This is a genomic window from Actinomadura rubrobrunea NBRC 15275, from assembly GCF_001552235.1.
Taxonomy (GTDB): domain Bacteria; phylum Actinomycetota; class Actinomycetes; order Streptosporangiales; family Streptosporangiaceae; genus Spirillospora; species Spirillospora viridilutea.
The window spans coordinates 1-14,274 of the sequence record NZ_BCQU01000132.1 but is presented as its reverse complement, the minus strand read 5'-3'; the positions used below and the strand labels follow the sequence as shown (position 1 = coordinate 14,274).

Sequence of the window (14,274 nt, the reverse complement as noted above, 5' to 3'; positions counted from 1 at the left end):
GAGCCGGTTCCGGGGCGCCCGGCCGCACCGCGGCAGCGGCCCGCCGCCCGCCCGGGACGGCATGACCGGCCGGGGCGGGCGGGAGACGGGGCCGCCCGGGTTCAGGAGCCGCCGGTGCGGCCGGGATTCTCCAAGCGGAAGAAATTGCTCGGCGACCCGTCGGCCTTGTGCTCCTGGAAGATGAAGTTGAGCTTGCGGTCGTCGAAGGTGCGGAACCAGTCGTCCCAGGAGATCTCCTGCAGGTCCTCGCCCCCGCCGCCGGGGAAGTCGAGCAGCAGGCGGCCCGGCCTGCCCTCGTACTCGCTGCCCGGCACGGTGGCGGGTTTGGCGCCGCGCTCGTCCGCCCAGTGCCGGATCACGTCGTGGTCGGTGGTCACCAGACTGCGGCCGGGGCGCTCCTCGTGCTCCTCGGGCGAGGTCACGTGCTGCTGGTAGCGGTGCTCTCCTTCGACGGGGCGGCTCGAGTCCGACATCGCCCGCCTCCTCACGTCGCCGGTCCGTTCGGCCTTTGTCGGTTCGACGTCCGCCCCTACCCATGACAAATCGGGCTAATAGTGGACAAACCAAACCTTGGGCGAGCGGCGGCGGCGCCTTTTCACTCAGCGGCGCTCACGCCAGGGTCGTTCGACTCCGCCGCGGTCGGCTCGCGGCGCCGCCGGTGGTGCTCGCGCCATTCCTCGATCCCGCCGAGCGTCCCCGAACGCAGCGAGGCGATCAGCCGGCGGATCCACGCCTCTTCGGCGAGGTCCATCGCGATCCGGTAGTCGTCCTCGACCAGGTGGACGTCCGCCACGCCCATGGCCTCGGCCTCGGCGATCCGGGCGCGGTACCGCTCGGCGCGTTCGGCGACCCGGTCGGCGCGGCGCTCCAGCAGCTCGACGGCCTCCTCCGGGGGCAGCGCGCCCATCAGCGACAACCCGGCCACGAACCGGGGGAACTCGTGGTGGGGCTCGCCGAGCAGCTCCCGCAGCCAGTCGCGGAGCTCCCGGCGCCCGCCGTCGGTCAGCGCGTACACGGTGCGCTCCGGCCGCCGACCGGCCCGCGCCGTCCCGGCCTCCTTGATCAGGCCCTCGCGGCGCAGCGCGCGCACGACCGTGTACAGCGACCCGTACTTGAGGTTGATGCTGTCCTGTTTGTCGCGCTCCCGCAGCGTGGTGACCATCTCGTAGGCGTGCATCGGCCGTTCCTGCAGCAGGACCAGCACCGCCAGCGCCAGCGGGTTGCTGATCTTCCGTTCCCCGGTCATGGCCCCCTCTCGATCCGGCCGGCGCGCGCCCCACCCTAGCCGCCCGCGCCGCCCGGCGCGCCGACGGCCCCGGCCCGCCGGTAGCCTCGCGGACCATGGCGATCCTGCGTTCCCTGGCGCTGTTCGCGCTGGCCGCCGTCGCGGAGATCGGCGGCGCCTGGCTGGTCTGGCAGGGCGTGCGCGAGCACCGCGGCTGGCTGTGGGCGGCCGCCGGGCTGGCCGCGCTCGGCGCGTACGGGTTCGTCGCCACCTTCCAGCCGGAGGCGCACTTCGGTCGCGTCCTGGCCGCGTACGGCGGCGTGTTCGTGGCGGGGTCGCTGGTGTGGGGCGTCGTGATGGACGGCTTCCGTCCCGACCGGTGGGACATCGCGGGCGCCCTGGTCTGCCTGGCCGGGGTGGCGGTCATCATGTACGCGCCGCGCGGCTGACGGCGCCGCCCGAACGTGCGGTGCGGGCGCGGCACGTCCGCGTGACCGCGGTCACGGGGCCCGTCCCGTCGTTCCCGGACCTCGGTCAGGGCCGGATCGCTAGCGTTTCTGCGCACGCGTAGGCTGACCTGCGTCTCTTCGGAGGTGCGTCATCTTCCTCGTTCGTGGCAGGGGGATCCGGCGGCCGCCGGCGGCGCTGCCGGTGGACCGGTTCCGGCAACCGGCCCAGGCGATCGTGGCCGGGTTCGGCGCGGCCGTGGCGACCGGCACGGCCCTGCTGTCGCTGCCCGCGGCGACCGAGTCGGGCCAGCGGGCCGCGTTCCTGGACGCGCTGTTCACCGCGACCTCGGCGGTGTGCGTCACCGGGCTGGTGACGGTCGACACCGGCGGGCACTGGTCGCTGTTCGGCGAGCTGGTCATCCTGGGACTGATCCAGGTGGGCGGGCTGGGCATCATGACCATGGCCACGCTGGTGGCGGTGCTGCTCTCGCGCCGGCTGGGGCTGCGCGCCCGGATGGTGGCGCAGGCCGAGACCAAGGCGCTGCGCGCCGCCGACCTGCGACGCGTGCTGCGCAACGTGGTGCTGTTCAGCCTGATCGGCGAGATCGCGGTCGCGGTGGTCCTGACGGCGCGGTTCGCGCTCGCCTACGGCGACCCCTTCGGCCGGGCCGTCTACCACGGCGTGTTCCACTCGGTCGCGGCTTTCAACAACGCCGGGTTCGCGCTGTGGCCCGACAGCCTCGTCCGATTCGTCGGCGACCCGTGGATCGTCATGCCGATCTGCCTCGCCGTCATCGTCGGCGGGCTGGGCTTCCCGGTGGTGTTCGAGCTGGCCCGGTCCTGGCGCCGTCCGCGCGGGTGGTCGGTGCTGACCCGCGTCACCCTCGGCGTCACCGCGGCGCTGCTGGTCGGCGGCACCCTGGTGCTGACCGCCGCCGAGTGGAACAACCCCGCCACGTTCGGCCGGCTCGACCCGCCCGACCGCTGGCTGGCGGGGTTCACCGCCGCGGTCATGCCGCGCTCGGGCGGGTTCAACAGCGTCGACGTGGGGCAGATGCGGGCCGAGAGCTGGCTGATCACCGACGTGCTGATGTTCATCGGCGGCGGCAGCGCGGGCACCGCGGGCGGCATCAAGGTCACCACGTTCGGGCTGCTGGCGTTCGTGATCTGGGCGGAGATGCGCGGCGAGAAGCACGTCAACGTGGGGCACCGGCGGCTGCCCGAGGCCACGCAGCGGCAGGCCGTGGCGATCGCCCTGATGGGCGTCGGGCTGGTCGTGGCGGCCACGTTCACGCTGATGGCGCTCACCGCGCACGGCCTGGACCGGGTCCTGTTCGAGGTGACCTCGGCGTTCGGCATCGTCGGGCTGAGCACGGGCATCACCGCGGACCTGCCGCCGGCGGGCCGGATCCTGCTGATCGTGCTGATGTTCGCGGGCCGCACCGGCCCGCTGACCGTGGCGACCGCGCTGGCGCTGCGCGAACGCGTCCGGCGCTACCAACTACCCGAGGAGCGACCCATCGTTGGCTGAGATACGACACGACCCCGTGGTGGTGATCGGGCTGGGCCGGTTCGGCTCGGCGCTGGCCCTGGAGCTGGTCGCGCGCGGCACCGAGGTGCTGGCCATCGACCGGCGGCCCAAGGTCGTCCAGGCCCTGGCGGGCCGGATCACCCAGCTCGCCACCGCCGACGCCACCGACCCCGACGTGCTGCGCGAGCTGGGCGTGGGCGACTTCTACCGCGCCGTCGTGGCCATCGGCGGCGACCTGGAGTCCAGCATCCTGGCGACCTCCCTGCTGGTGGAGCTGGGCGTCGACGACATCTGGGCCAAGGCCGTCACCCACCAGCACAAGCGCATCCTGGAACGGGTCGGCGCCCACCACATCGTGCTGCCCGAGCACGACATGGGCGAGCGCGTCGCCCACCTGGTCAGCGGCCGCATGCTCGACTACATCGAGCTGGAGGACGGGTACGCCCTGGTCAAGACGCACCCGCCCCGGGAGATCGTCGGCGTGCCGCTCGGCGAGACCAAGCTGCGCAGCAAGCACGGCGTGACCGTGGTGTGCGTCAAACCCAAGGGCGAGGAGTTCACCTACGCCACCGCCGACACGGTGCTCCAGTACGGCGACGTCATTCTGATCGCCGGACCCGCGGCCAAGGCCGAACGGTTCGCCGAACGTCCCTGACCGCGGGCGTCACAGGTACCGCAGCCACAGGTACGGCACGGCCAGCGCGACCGTGACCAGGGTGACGACCAGGCCGTACTTGGTGAACCGCCAGAAGCTGATCGGGGTGCCGTTGCGGGCGGCGATGCCGAGCACGACGACGTTGGCGGAGGCGCCGACGGCGGTGGCGTTGCCGCCCAGGTCCGCGCCCAGCGCCAGCGCCCACCACAGCACCTGCCCGGCGTCGCCGTGCTGCTGGACCAGGTCGGCCACGATCGGGCTCATCGTCGCCACGTACGGGATGTTGTCCACGATCGCCGACAGGACCGCCGAACCCCACAGCAGGACCATCGCGGCGAGGCCCAGCCGCCCCTCGGTGGCGTCGGCGACGGCCTTGGAGACGTCGGCGATGACGCCCGTCTTGGCCAGGCCGCCGACCATGACGAACAGCCCGGCGAAGAACACCAGCGTGGGCCACTCCACCTCGCGCAGGGCGTCCTCGGTGGTGACGCGGGTGGCGGCCACGAGCAGCCCGGCGCCCAGCAGCGCGACGACGGACGGCTCGTAGTGCAGCACGGGGTGCAGCACGAAAGCGGCGATCACCACGCCCAGCACGGCCAGGCTCTGCGCGAGCAGCCGCCGGTCGGTGATGGCCTCCTTCTCCTCCAGGGCCATGACCTCGGCGGCGCGGTCGGGGTCGTAGCGGAACGCCGAACGGAACATCCACCGGCACAGCAGGCAGAACACGATCAACAGGAGCGCGACCAGCGGGGCGAGGTGGACCAGGAAGTCGTTGAAGGTCAGGTCGCCGCGGCTGGCGATGATGATGTTGGGCGGGTCGCCGACCAGGGTGGCCGTGCCGCCGATGTTCGACGCCATCACCTCGGCGATCAGATACGGCTCGGGGCGCAGGGCGAGGCGCTCGCAGACCAGGAAGGTGACCGGGGCGACGAGCAGCACGGTGGTGACGTTGTCGAGCAGCGCCGAGGCCCCCGCGGTGATCAGCACGAGCATGACCAGCAGCCGGTAGGGGCGGCCGCGGGCGCGTTTGGCGGCCCAGATGGCGATGTACTCGAACACCCCGGTCTGGCGGAGCACCGAGACGATCACCATCATCCCGAGCAGCAGGAAGATGACGTTCCAGTCGATCCCGGTGTCCTCGGCGAAGAAGGCGGCCTCGGCGTCGGTGATGTGCAGCAGCAGCATCAGCCCGGCGCCGCCGAGGGCGACCGCGGTGCGGTGGATCTTCTCCGTCGCGATCAGCGCGTACGCGGCGACGAAGATCACGAGTGCGGTGGCGGCGGCCAACGAACCTCCCGTTCAGCGGATGCCGCGGCGCGGACGGCCGCGTGGACGACGGCGAAGGCGACGGTGGGGACGGACGGCTAAGGGACCGTCCCCGCCGGGCGCCGTGTCCGGAGGGCGCCGAGGCCGCGCGGGCACACGAAGGGCACGGGGGCGCGGCAGGACGGGACGACGCGGGCCTCGCGCGTCGAGACCGCGAGGGCCGGGCGCGCGCAAGCGCGGGGAGGCGGATGCGGTCGGCGGCGAGATCATCGGCGGTCGACTCCCGGCATTGTTCCGACAAAACGGTCAAGAGACCGCCGACCAGACTTCCCGGCACACCGGGCATGACCTTAACGACATTCGGACATCCGCGCCACCGGCGGGGCCGCGCATACGGCGCGCGGGCGGAGCGGGCGGCACGCCGCGAGAGTGCAGACCCGCTCCGCGCCGCGGGCCACTTTACCCATCCGCCCGGCGGCAGATCATCCGCGGGCCGGCGGCCCCGAGACCGCCGGGAAGACGGGCGCCTCTCCTCCCGCGGGCGGCGGTCGGCGGGAGGAGAGGCGCGTCGGAGGTGCCGGGAACCGTCAGCCCAGGGACAGGTCCCTGCGGCGGAAGCCGCCCAATCCGGCGGCGGCCGCCACGGCGGCGATCGCCGCCAGCCACACCAGAGGCGCGGCGCTGACCTCGTTGCCCGGCAGCTTGGGGATGTGGGTGAACGGGGAGACGTCCTGCACCCACTGGTTCAGCCGGAGCGCGGGCCCGAACAGCGTGATCAGGGCGACGGCGCCGAACACGCCCCAGATCGCCCCGGTCAGCCGGGGAGCCAGCCCGAACAGGGCGACCGCGACCGCGGTGACGAGCCACACCGCGGGCAGTTGCGCCATCGCGGCGCCGGTGATGCGCGGCAGCCAGTCGCCCGCGTCCCCGGAGATCAGACCGTGGGTGAGCCCGGTGGCGGCGCCCGCGACGGCCAGCCCGAGCGCCGGCCCCAGCAGGGCGAACAGCAGGTGGGCGCACGACCAGCGGACCCGTCCCACGGCCGTGGCCAGCACCGGCTCGGCGTGCAGGGACGTCTCCTCCGCGCGCATCCGCAGCGCCGCCGACACCGCGTAGCCCGCCGCGATCAGGCCGACGATCGTCATCGACGAGGCGAAGTAGGCGTCGAGGATCGAGGTCTGCCCGCCCAGCCGCGCCATGATCTCTTCCAGGTCGGGGTTGTCCTTCACCAGGTCGTCGGCCCCGTCCGCGACTCCGCCGTACACCACGCCGAGGGCGGCGAACCCGGCCAGCCAGCCGTACAGGGGACGGCTGTGCAGCCGCCACGCCAACCCCACCGGTCCGGACAGGTAGGCGGGCGCCTCGGCCGCGCCGAGCGTGGGCGGCAGGATGCCCGCGGCCACGTCGCGGCGCCCCGACAGCGTGCCCGCGGCCGCGACGAGCACGGCGGTCAGCGCGGCGCCGAGCAGCAGGACCCACCACCGCTCGTCGCCGAAGGGCGCCAGCCGGGTGCCCCAGCCGAGCGGCGACAGCCACGACAGCCACTGCAGGCCGTTGCCCTGCCCGCCGACGTCGGCGGCCATCCGGACGACGAACGCGGCGCCGAGCACGGCGGTCGCGATGCCGCGCGCCGCCCGGGACCCCTCCGTGAGCTGCGCGGCCACCCCCGCCACCGCGGCGAACACGCAGCCCGCCATCGCCAGCTGCAGGCCGAACGCCACCGCCCCGGCCACCGACACGTCCTGCGCGATCATCCCGGCGGCGGTGAGCGCGCCCAGCGCCAGGCTCGCCGCCATGGCGACCGCCAGCGCCGCCGCCAGGGGCGCGCCGCGCCCCAGCACCGTCGCGCCCAGCAGCTCGCGGCGCCCGGCCTCCTCCTCCGCCCGGGTGTGCCGGATCACGGTGAACGCGCAGATCAGCCCCACGATCACGGGGAGGAAGCCGGCCCGCTGCGCGGCCAGCGCGCCGACGTCGGTGCCGTGCAGCGGGCCGTACAGCGCCAGGAACGTGGGATTGGTCCCGGAGGTCGCGGCCCACCTCAGGCGGTCCGCGTCGGTCGGGTACAGCTCGCGGAAGCTCGACACGAACGTGGCGGGCATCACCGCGATCAGCAGCACCCAGATCGGCAGGATGAACCGGTCCCGGCGCAGGATCAGGCGGATCAAGGCGCCGGTGCCGACCAGCGCGTGTCCCGGCGCCGCGCGGTCCGCTCGGCGGCCGGCGCCCTTCCCGGCGCTCATCGCGTCACCGCCTGCGGCATCTCGTCCTGGTAGTGGCGCAGGAACAGCTCTTCCAAGGTGGGCGGTCGGCTGGTCAGGCTGCGCACGCCCAGGGACGTCAGCAGCCGCAGCACCTCGTCCAGATCGGCGGTGTCCACCTCGCAGCGCACCCGGTGGCCGTCCACGCGCAGGTCGTGAACGGCGGGCAGGTCCGACAGCCCGTCGGGCGCCGCCGCCAGCTCGGCGTCGATCGAGGTGCGGGTCAGGTGCCGCAGATCGGCCAGGGCGCCGGTCTCGACGGTGCGTCCCTTGCGGATGATCGTCACCCGGTCGCACAGCGCCTCGACCTCGGACAGGATGTGGCTGGACAGCAGCACGGTGCGGCCCCGGTCGCGTTCCTCACGGATGCACTGCTGGAAGACCTCCTCCATGAGGGGGTCCAGGCCGGAGGTCGGCTCGTCCAGGATGAGCATCTCCACGTTCGACGCCAGCGCGGCGACCAGGCCCACCTTCTGCCGGTTGCCCTTGGAGTAGGCGCGGCCCTTCTTCTTCGGGTCCAGTTCGAACCGCTCCAGCAGCTCGTCGCGGCGCCGCCGGTCCAGGCCGCCCCGCAGGCGGCCGAGCAGATCGATGATCTCCCCGCCGGACAGGTTGGGCCACAGCGTCACGTCGCCGGGGACGTAGGCCAGGCGGCGGTGCAGGCGCGTGGCGTCCTTCCACGGGTCGCCGCCCAGCAGCCGGGCGGTGCCGCCGTCGGCGCGCAGCAGGCCGAGCAGGATTCGGATGGTGGTGGACTTGCCGGAGCCGTTGGGGCCGAGGAAGCCGTGCACCTCGCCGGCGCGGACCGTCAGGTCGAGGCCGTCCAGCGCCCGTGTCCGGCCGAACGTCTTGACCAGCCCGGACACCTCGATGGGGAACGTGTCGTGTTGCGTCATCGTGACACCTCGTGAGGGTGCGCAGGAAAGCGGGGTCTCCCGCCCGTCCGGCGCCGACGCGCGGCGGGCGGGCGGTGAGAGGACAGGAAGAGAGGACAGGAAGGGACAGGGAAAGGGAAGTGAGCCGACACGGCCGTACCGGGTCGCCGCCGCCGGCCGCGGCGGCACGGCGGCGCTCCGTGTCGAGATGGGCGCGAGGGGCGGCGCGCAGGCCGCGGGAGATCAGACGGGCGGGTCGGAGTCGGCCTTCCGGGCGGCGGCGTCGGAGGTGGGGATGCGCTGCCGGTCCGGCTGGGCGCCCTCGGCGGAGGCCTTGAGCTGCTCGACGGCGGCGCGGGCCTGCGCCATCAGCTCCGGGCTCATCAGGTTGTCGGTGAGGATGTCGAACATGGCCAGGGCCATGCGCGGATAGCCCTCGAGGCTGAACGGATGGGCGCCGAGGTTGCGCGTCAGATGCTCGTGCAGGACGGTCGTCCCGAAGCTCATCGCGCACAAGACCGCCGCGTAGGCGTGCGGGTCGGAGGTCTTCGCCGGGGACATGCCCTCCATGCCGTTCACGATGAGGTCTTCGGTGAACTCCACCGCCTCGTCGAACAGCCGAGCCGCCTCGTCCGACCCGTCCACCAAGGCCCGGGCCAGGTAACGCTGCAGAGGCAGAGCCGTCTTCAGCAACGCGGGCAGGACCCCGGGAGCGGCGACGCCGCCCTTGAGAGCCTCCCGCTTGGTCTCCCTGATGACGTCGATGACGTACTCGTCGCATGCCCGCCGCAGCGCCTCCTTCGTGCCGAAGTGGTGCTGCACCAGGCCGGGGGAGACCCCGGCGGCCTTGGCGATCCCGCGGATCGTGGCGCCCTTCACGCCGTGCTCGGCGAACTCCCGCAGCGCCGCGTCGCGGATCCGCGCACGCGCCGTCAGGTCCTGGTTCGCCGGTGACTCGTCGACTGCCACGCCGCCATCATGCAATACAAGCGTTCAATACGCAATACGCTTGTATGGTCCGCGGAGGGAGCGCCTCGCGAGGGCGCTCGACGACGGCGCCGGCCCCCGTGGCGGGCGGCCGCTCAGCGCGGAGCCGACGCGCCGCGAGGCTTCTCCAGGTCCTTCATGCACTTCTTGAGAGCCTCCTGCGCTTTGAAGGGGTCGAAGCCGGGCGGCGGGGCCGTGGCCTGTCCGGGATCCGGCAGATCCACCCCGTGCCTCTCCAGGCAGGACGCGAGGGTCCGGTACGCGCTCGGCGTCACGGTGGGCGCGGCGGGACGACGAGACACCTGCCCGGCCGCCCGGCCGCCGGGCGTGGCCGCAGCCGTCGACGCCGCCGTCTCCGGCAAGGACGTCGGCGACGACGCCGCGGGAGACGGGGCGGTCCCGGGAGACGTGGACGCGACGGGCAGCGGTGCCGTGTCACCGCCCTCGCCGTCCTCCCCGCCGCAGGCCGTCAGGGCCAGCGCCGGGACGAGCAGCAGCGCCGTCGCGTGGCGTCGGACCGTTGCGTGTGTCACCTGTGATCCTCCCGTGGCGAGGGCGCGCCGTCCGCGGGCGGGAACCGCGGGGCCGGTCGGTGCGGAGTCGCCTCAAGGATTCCAAGGACCGCCCGCCGCGGTAATTCACCGCGCGACAAAGATTCGACGCCCGTCGCTCACCCCTGTGAGCAACCGCGAGTACCGTCCAGCGGACACGAGCGCGGACGCGGCCCATACCGACCTCGCGGGGATGCCCCGGCGGCGCGTCCGCGGAATCACGCGTGCCCGGCGACCGGTGACGGCGCGCATCCGCCTGGCTGCCACAATGTCAAGGTGAGGGTGGTGGTCGTCTCGGACACGCACGCGCCGCGGCGCTGGCGCTCGTGTCCTCCCCGAGTCGCCGAGCACCTGCGCCGCGCCGACGTGATCCTGCACGCCGGGGACGTGTGCACGGCCGACGTCCTCGACGAACTGTCGGCGTACGCGCCGGTCCACGCCGTCCTGGGCAACAACGACGGCCCCGACGTGGCCGAGTGGGGCGCTCCGGAACGCCTGCGGCTCGAGCTGGACGGCTTGCGCGTCGCCATGGTCCACGACAGCGGCCAGGCCAAGGGGCGCACGACGCGCTTGCGCCGCTGGTTCCCCGACGCCGACCTGGTGGTCTTCGGACACTCCCACATCCCCCTCGACCAGACCGGCGACGGCGTCCGGATCTTCAACCCGGGGTCGCCCACCGACCGCCGCCGCCAGCCCCACGGCACCATCGGGGTCCTCGACATCCGGGACGGACGCCTGGCCGACGCCAGGATCATCCCCGTCACCTGACCGCGGACGGCGGACACCGCGGCTCCGGTGCGGCATTCCATGTCATAAGGGGTTTTCTCTACCATGTCGGACGGTACAGCAGGACAGCCCCCGCCGACCGGCTCCACCACACCCGACAACGGACGGTTCCGCCCACCCTCCGGATCGTTCCAAGATCCTTCCGAGCGCGCCCGGGCGTGCCCCGGGACCGGGCGAGCCCCGCCGGGCCGGACCGGCGCTTCACCTCGGAAGGCAGAGCGGACATGGCCCCAGACGAACCCCGCAGGCACCCGGTCGACGAGGTGCTGCCCGTTTCCCGGCTCGCGCTCTACGGTTTCCAGCACGTCCTGGCGTTCTACGCCGGCGCCGTGGTCGTGCCCATCCTCGTGGCGGGCGCCATCGGCCTGTCCGACGAGCAGCTGGTCTACCTGATCAACGCCGACCTGTTCACCTGCGGCATCGCCACGATCATCCAGGCCTGGGGCTTCTGGCGGATCGGCATCCGGCTGCCCCTCGTGCAGGGCGTGACGTTCACCGCCGTCGCCCCGATGATCGCGATCGGGCAGGGCGCCGAGAACGCCACCGCCGCGCTGCTGGCGATCTACGGCGGCACGATCACCGCGGGGATCGCGACGTTCCTGGCCGCCCCGTTCCTCGGCCGACTGGTCCGCTTCTTCCCGCCCGTGGTCACCGGCACCGTCCTGACCGTCATCGGCGTCGTGCTGCTGCCCAACGCGCTCACCGACGCGGCGGGCGGGGCCGAGGCCAAGACCGTCACCAACGACTTCGGCAGCTGGAAGCACCTGCTGTACGCGGGCGGCACGCTGCTGTTCATCCTGGCCCTCTACCGGCTGCGCCGCCCGTTCCTCAGCAGCATCGCCGTCCTGCTCGGCCTCGTGGGCGGGACCTTCGTGTCGTACCTGCTGGGCGACACCGACTTCGACCAGGTCGGCCGGTCCGACTGGATCGGCGTCACCACCCCGTTCCACTACGGCGCGCCGACGTTCCAGATCGGCGCCATCGTCGCGATGCTGCTGGTCATGCTCGTCACGGTCGTGGAGACCGTGGGCGACTCCAAGGCAACCGGCGAGATCGTCGGCCGCCGCGTCACCGACGACGACATCACCCGCGCCCTGCGCGCGGACGGGCTGTCGACGTTCCTGGGCGGCCTGCTCAACGCCTTCCCCTACACCTGCTTCGCCCAGAACGTCGGCCTGGTCCGCCTCACCGGCGTGCGCAGCCGCTTCGTCGTGGTCGCCGCCGGATTCTTCATGATGGTGCTGGGCCTGTTCCCCAAGGCCGCCGCCTACGTCGCGTCCATCCCGAGCGACGTGCTCGGCGGCGCCGCCGTCGCCATGTTCGGCATGGTGGCCGTCGTCGGCATTCAGACCCTCGCCAAGGCAGACCTGCGCGACGAACGCAACGCCCTCGTCGTGGGAATCAGCGTCGGTGTCGCGCTGCTGCCCGCGACCGTGCCGGCGTTCGGCGAGAACATGCCCCGCGACGTCGCCGCCATCCTCAACAGCGGGATCACCCTGGGCAGCCTGACGGCCATCGTGCTGAACCTCGTGTTCAACGTGCTCACCCGCCGGCCGCCGCGGCAGGTCGACGCGCCCGGCTCCGGCCCCCGCGCCCCGGAGACGGCCCCGGCCTCCTGATCCCTGCGACCGCGCGCCAATGCGGAGAGAGGCGGCGCCTCGCCGTCGCAAGCACGCCAAGGACACGAGTGGCCCTACGAGCCTGGTAGCGACATCACGCGTGACCGTCACGTCCGCGTGGTGTGACGAGCGCGGGAACGTGCTCGGGCATCAGCGTCCGCCAGGTCCGCACCAGCGGCACTGCGAGAACATCGTGCGGTCGAACAAGCAGGCGCACGACCGCCATCACGTCGGCCGTCCGCCAAGCGGCGAAGCCCGCCTGGCGGACGGCCGACAGGCCCGCGCCTTCGCCGCCGGGCGAGGTGGCCCAGGCCGGAATGCGAGGCCGCCGCTCAGAAGGCCGCGACCAGCGCTGTCCGATGACCGCGGCGTCCGCGATCAGGCGTGCGGGAACGCACGGCGGCAAAAGGGCGCTGTGCCCGCATTGCACAGGGAGTCACCCCTCCTCGGAGGAGAAGGTGACGTGCTGCGCGCCGAAGCCCCCGAGGGGCGACGGCGCGAGCCGGACATCGTCGATCCGCGGATCGCCGCACGGCCGGACGCCGTGCCCGGGACCGCGGTTCAGGCGGCGAGGAACGCCCCGAACGGCAGGTTCCGCACCAGCCAGAACACCATGATCAGCGCGAACAGGGCCCAGATCAGCCGTGGATCCCCCGGTTTGGTACGGGTAGGCCGATCGGCCGCCCGCGCGATCGTCCACCGGAGCCAGAAGAACGCCAGCACCGGCAGCATGGCCACGACGAACACGTTGAGCCCGAACGCCTGTCCGAGCTGCCCGTGCGCCAAGGCATGGATGGTCCGCAGTGAACCGCAGCCAGGGCACTGGTACCCGGTCAGGGCCAGGAACGGGCAGGTCGGATAGTTGCCGTGCTCATTGGGGTCGACGGCGGCCACATACGACACCACCGCCCCGGCGAGCACCAGGACTCCGAACGGGGCGGCGAGTCGGCCGACCAGTCCGCCCGGCATCGGCAGGGCGGACCAGCGATCGTTCGTCATCGGACTGCGTGTCGTGTGGACGTCGGCTGAATCAGGAGTTGCTCGCCGCCGCGGCGATGACCACGATGAAGTAGACCACGACGACCAGGGCGCCGAGGACCGCGGAGACGATCGCCCAGGTCTTGGCGTTCTTCGAAGCGCTGTACGCCCCCTGGTAGTCGCCCGCCGCCCACTTGGAGTTGACCTGCGCGGCGAAGACGATCGACACCACCCCCGCGGGGAGGCAGCACAGGATCGTGGTCAGGATGGCCCACACGAGGTGGTTGGGGGGAGGGGCAGCCGGTGGCTGGTAGCCGCCGTAGCCAGGCTGCTGCCCGTAGTAACTCATTGAGCACCTCCGGTACTCGGGGAATGAATCACCCTTGATGATGGTTGATCGGTTTTGGCGGTTCTTGATCCTAGAGATAGCAGGCCGCACTCGGCCATGGGCTGTCCGTGTCGAACCGCATGACACGGTGCCTGCGCCTTGGACGGACCGTGCGGCAGTTCCGTTCCGTCCATCGAGAGGCGAATGCGTCGCCGCAGGTCATACGGGGCCAGGGGAACGAGGGCGAGGCCGTGCGCCGTGGTGCCGCCGAGCAACCCGCGGATGCGCGATCGGTGCGGGAGAGGCCCTCGCACCGCCGATTTGACGTCCCGCGCCGGAGGACGTAACTTGTACGTTCGGCCCCACGAGGATGCCGAGATGCCGACGCGCGGCAGCCGGCCCGCGGGGATTCTCATCGATACTCTCTCCGGCGTGACCCTTCGACACGTGCCGTGCACGCGTGGCGGGCGGTCGCCGGGGCGGCCCAATTTGACAATCGGGCCGGATCTGATGAAATAGCACGGCCGCCTGGAAGACGCCGCGAAAGCGGTGCCGGAAGGGCGGATGCCAGAAAAGAACGGGAAATTGACAGCCCGGTCGGATCTGGTAAAGTGGAAATGTCGCCCCGGGGCGGTGACCGCGAGAGTGGGATCCGCGCGGTGGGTGTCCGTTTCTTGAGAACTCAACAGCGTGTCAAAAGCCAGTGCCTTGTGAGGTCAGGCGATTGTCTGGCCGCCTCCGTTGCCCTGGGAGCCGCGTGGTTTCC

The 14,274-nt window shown here is 72.4% G+C and carries 15 protein-coding genes; 5 read left to right on the top strand and 10 right to left on the bottom strand.

The features are described from left to right. Nucleotides 1–101 precede the first annotated feature (101 nt). Both AR3_RS27110 and AR3_RS27105 read right to left on the bottom strand, forming a co-directional pair. The gene (locus AR3_RS27110) at nt 102–473 is read right to left on the bottom strand and encodes a hypothetical protein (protein ID WP_067918200.1); all 372 of its coding nucleotides are present in this window, start codon (nt 471–473) and stop codon (nt 102–104) included. A gap of 122 nt (nt 474–595) precedes the next feature. Next, complete coding sequence (locus AR3_RS27105; RefSeq protein WP_067918198.1) at nt 596–1,246, bottom strand: PadR family transcriptional regulator; 651 nt, start codon at nt 1,244–1,246, stop codon at nt 596–598. Nucleotides 1,247–1,341: 95 nt separating this feature from the next. Here AR3_RS27105 and AR3_RS27100 point away from each other — a divergent pair, with 95 nt between their 5' ends. The 3 genes from AR3_RS27100 (at nt 1,342) to AR3_RS27090 (ending at nt 3,860) form a co-directional block, all read left to right on the top strand. Next, the gene (locus AR3_RS27100; RefSeq protein WP_067918195.1) at nt 1,342–1,674 is read left to right on the top strand and encodes a YnfA family protein; all 333 of its coding nucleotides are present in this window, start codon (nt 1,342–1,344) and stop codon (nt 1,672–1,674) included. A gap of 202 nt (nt 1,675–1,876) precedes the next feature. Further along, nucleotides 1,877–3,205 carry a TrkH family potassium uptake protein gene (locus AR3_RS27095; protein WP_227023396.1) on the top strand — a complete coding sequence of 443 codons (1,329 nt, stop codon included), beginning with the start codon at nt 1,877–1,879 and terminating at the stop codon, nt 3,203–3,205. Continuing rightward, on the top strand, nt 3,198–3,860 hold the full coding sequence (locus AR3_RS27090) for a potassium channel family protein (RefSeq protein WP_174545489.1): 663 nt from the start codon (nt 3,198–3,200) through the stop codon (nt 3,858–3,860). Before AR3_RS27095 ends, AR3_RS27090 begins: the two co-directional genes overlap by 8 nt. A 9-nt stretch (nt 3,861–3,869) precedes the next feature. Here the strand turns inward: AR3_RS27090 and AR3_RS27085 are convergent, their stop codons facing one another. The 5 genes from AR3_RS27085 to AR3_RS27065 form a co-directional block, all read right to left on the bottom strand. Further along, the gene (locus AR3_RS27085; RefSeq protein ID WP_067918186.1) at nt 3,870–5,147 is read right to left on the bottom strand and encodes an ArsB/NhaD family transporter; all 1,278 of its coding nucleotides are present in this window, start codon (nt 5,145–5,147) and stop codon (nt 3,870–3,872) included. A gap of 566 nt (nt 5,148–5,713) precedes the next feature. Next, the gene (locus tag AR3_RS27080) at nt 5,714–7,366 is read right to left on the bottom strand and encodes an ABC transporter permease (protein ID WP_067918184.1); all 1,653 of its coding nucleotides are present in this window, start codon (nt 7,364–7,366) and stop codon (nt 5,714–5,716) included. Beyond that, entirely contained in the window at nt 7,363–8,280 is a 918-nt protein-coding gene (locus tag AR3_RS27075; RefSeq protein ID WP_067918182.1) for an ABC transporter ATP-binding protein, read from the bottom strand. The genes AR3_RS27080 and AR3_RS27075 overlap by 4 nt, the downstream gene beginning before the upstream one ends. Before the next feature lie 222 nt (nt 8,281–8,502). Then, nucleotides 8,503–9,228 (bottom strand): TetR/AcrR family transcriptional regulator, encoded by a 726-nt coding sequence (locus tag AR3_RS27070; protein WP_227023395.1) that lies wholly within the window; start codon nt 9,226–9,228, stop codon nt 8,503–8,505. 113 nt (nt 9,229–9,341) lie between these two features. After that, nucleotides 9,342–9,779: a hypothetical protein gene (locus AR3_RS27065; protein WP_067918181.1), complete on the bottom strand. Its 438-nt coding sequence runs from the start codon at nt 9,777–9,779 to the stop codon at nt 9,342–9,344. A gap of 294 nt (nt 9,780–10,073) precedes the next feature. Here AR3_RS27065 and AR3_RS27060 point away from each other — a divergent pair, with 294 nt between their 5' ends. Next, on the top strand, nt 10,074–10,565 hold the full coding sequence (locus AR3_RS27060; RefSeq protein WP_067918179.1) for a metallophosphoesterase family protein: 492 nt from the start codon (nt 10,074–10,076) through the stop codon (nt 10,563–10,565). 242 nt (nt 10,566–10,807) lie between these two features. Further along, the gene (locus tag AR3_RS27055) at nt 10,808–12,202 is read left to right on the top strand and encodes a nucleobase:cation symporter-2 family protein (protein WP_169803901.1); all 1,395 of its coding nucleotides are present in this window, start codon (nt 10,808–10,810) and stop codon (nt 12,200–12,202) included. 94 nt (nt 12,203–12,296) lie between these two features. On the opposite strand, the gene AR3_RS30910 is transcribed toward AR3_RS27055, so the two are convergent. From AR3_RS30910 to AR3_RS27045, 3 genes are all read right to left on the bottom strand, one after another. Further along, complete coding sequence (locus AR3_RS30910) at nt 12,297–12,632, bottom strand: hypothetical protein (protein WP_146150389.1); 336 nt, start codon at nt 12,630–12,632, stop codon at nt 12,297–12,299. A gap of 131 nt (nt 12,633–12,763) precedes the next feature. Next, entirely contained in the window at nt 12,764–13,201 is a 438-nt protein-coding gene (locus AR3_RS27050) for a DUF2752 domain-containing protein (protein WP_067918177.1), read from the bottom strand. A 31-nt stretch (nt 13,202–13,232) separates the two neighbouring features. Next, on the bottom strand, nt 13,233–13,529 hold the full coding sequence (locus AR3_RS27045; RefSeq protein WP_067918175.1) for a CD225/dispanin family protein: 297 nt from the start codon (nt 13,527–13,529) through the stop codon (nt 13,233–13,235). Nucleotides 13,530–14,274 lie beyond the last annotated feature (745 nt).

Excerpts from the sequence above, each read along its gene's own strand:
- AR3_RS27045 (WP_067918175.1), bottom strand. The coding sequence starts at position 13,529 with ATGAGTTACTACGGGCAGCAGCCTGGCTACGGCGGCTACCAGCCACCG.
- AR3_RS27100 (WP_067918195.1), top strand. The coding sequence starts at position 1,342 with ATGGCGATCCTGCGTTCCCTGGCGCTGTTCGCGCTGGCCGCCGTCGCG.
- AR3_RS27075 (WP_067918182.1), bottom strand. The coding sequence starts at position 8,280 with ATGACGCAACACGACACGTTCCCCATCGAGGTGTCCGGGCTGGTCAAG.
- AR3_RS27105 (WP_067918198.1), bottom strand. The coding sequence starts at position 1,246 with ATGACCGGGGAACGGAAGATCAGCAACCCGCTGGCGCTGGCGGTGCTG.
- AR3_RS27110 (WP_067918200.1), bottom strand. The coding sequence starts at position 473 with ATGTCGGACTCGAGCCGCCCCGTCGAAGGAGAGCACCGCTACCAGCAG.
- AR3_RS27055 (WP_169803901.1), top strand. The coding sequence starts at position 10,808 with ATGGCCCCAGACGAACCCCGCAGGCACCCGGTCGACGAGGTGCTGCCC.
- AR3_RS27080 (WP_067918184.1), bottom strand. The coding sequence starts at position 7,366 with ATGAGCGCCGGGAAGGGCGCCGGCCGCCGAGCGGACCGCGCGGCGCCG.
- AR3_RS27050 (WP_067918177.1), bottom strand. The coding sequence starts at position 13,201 with ATGACGAACGATCGCTGGTCCGCCCTGCCGATGCCGGGCGGACTGGTC.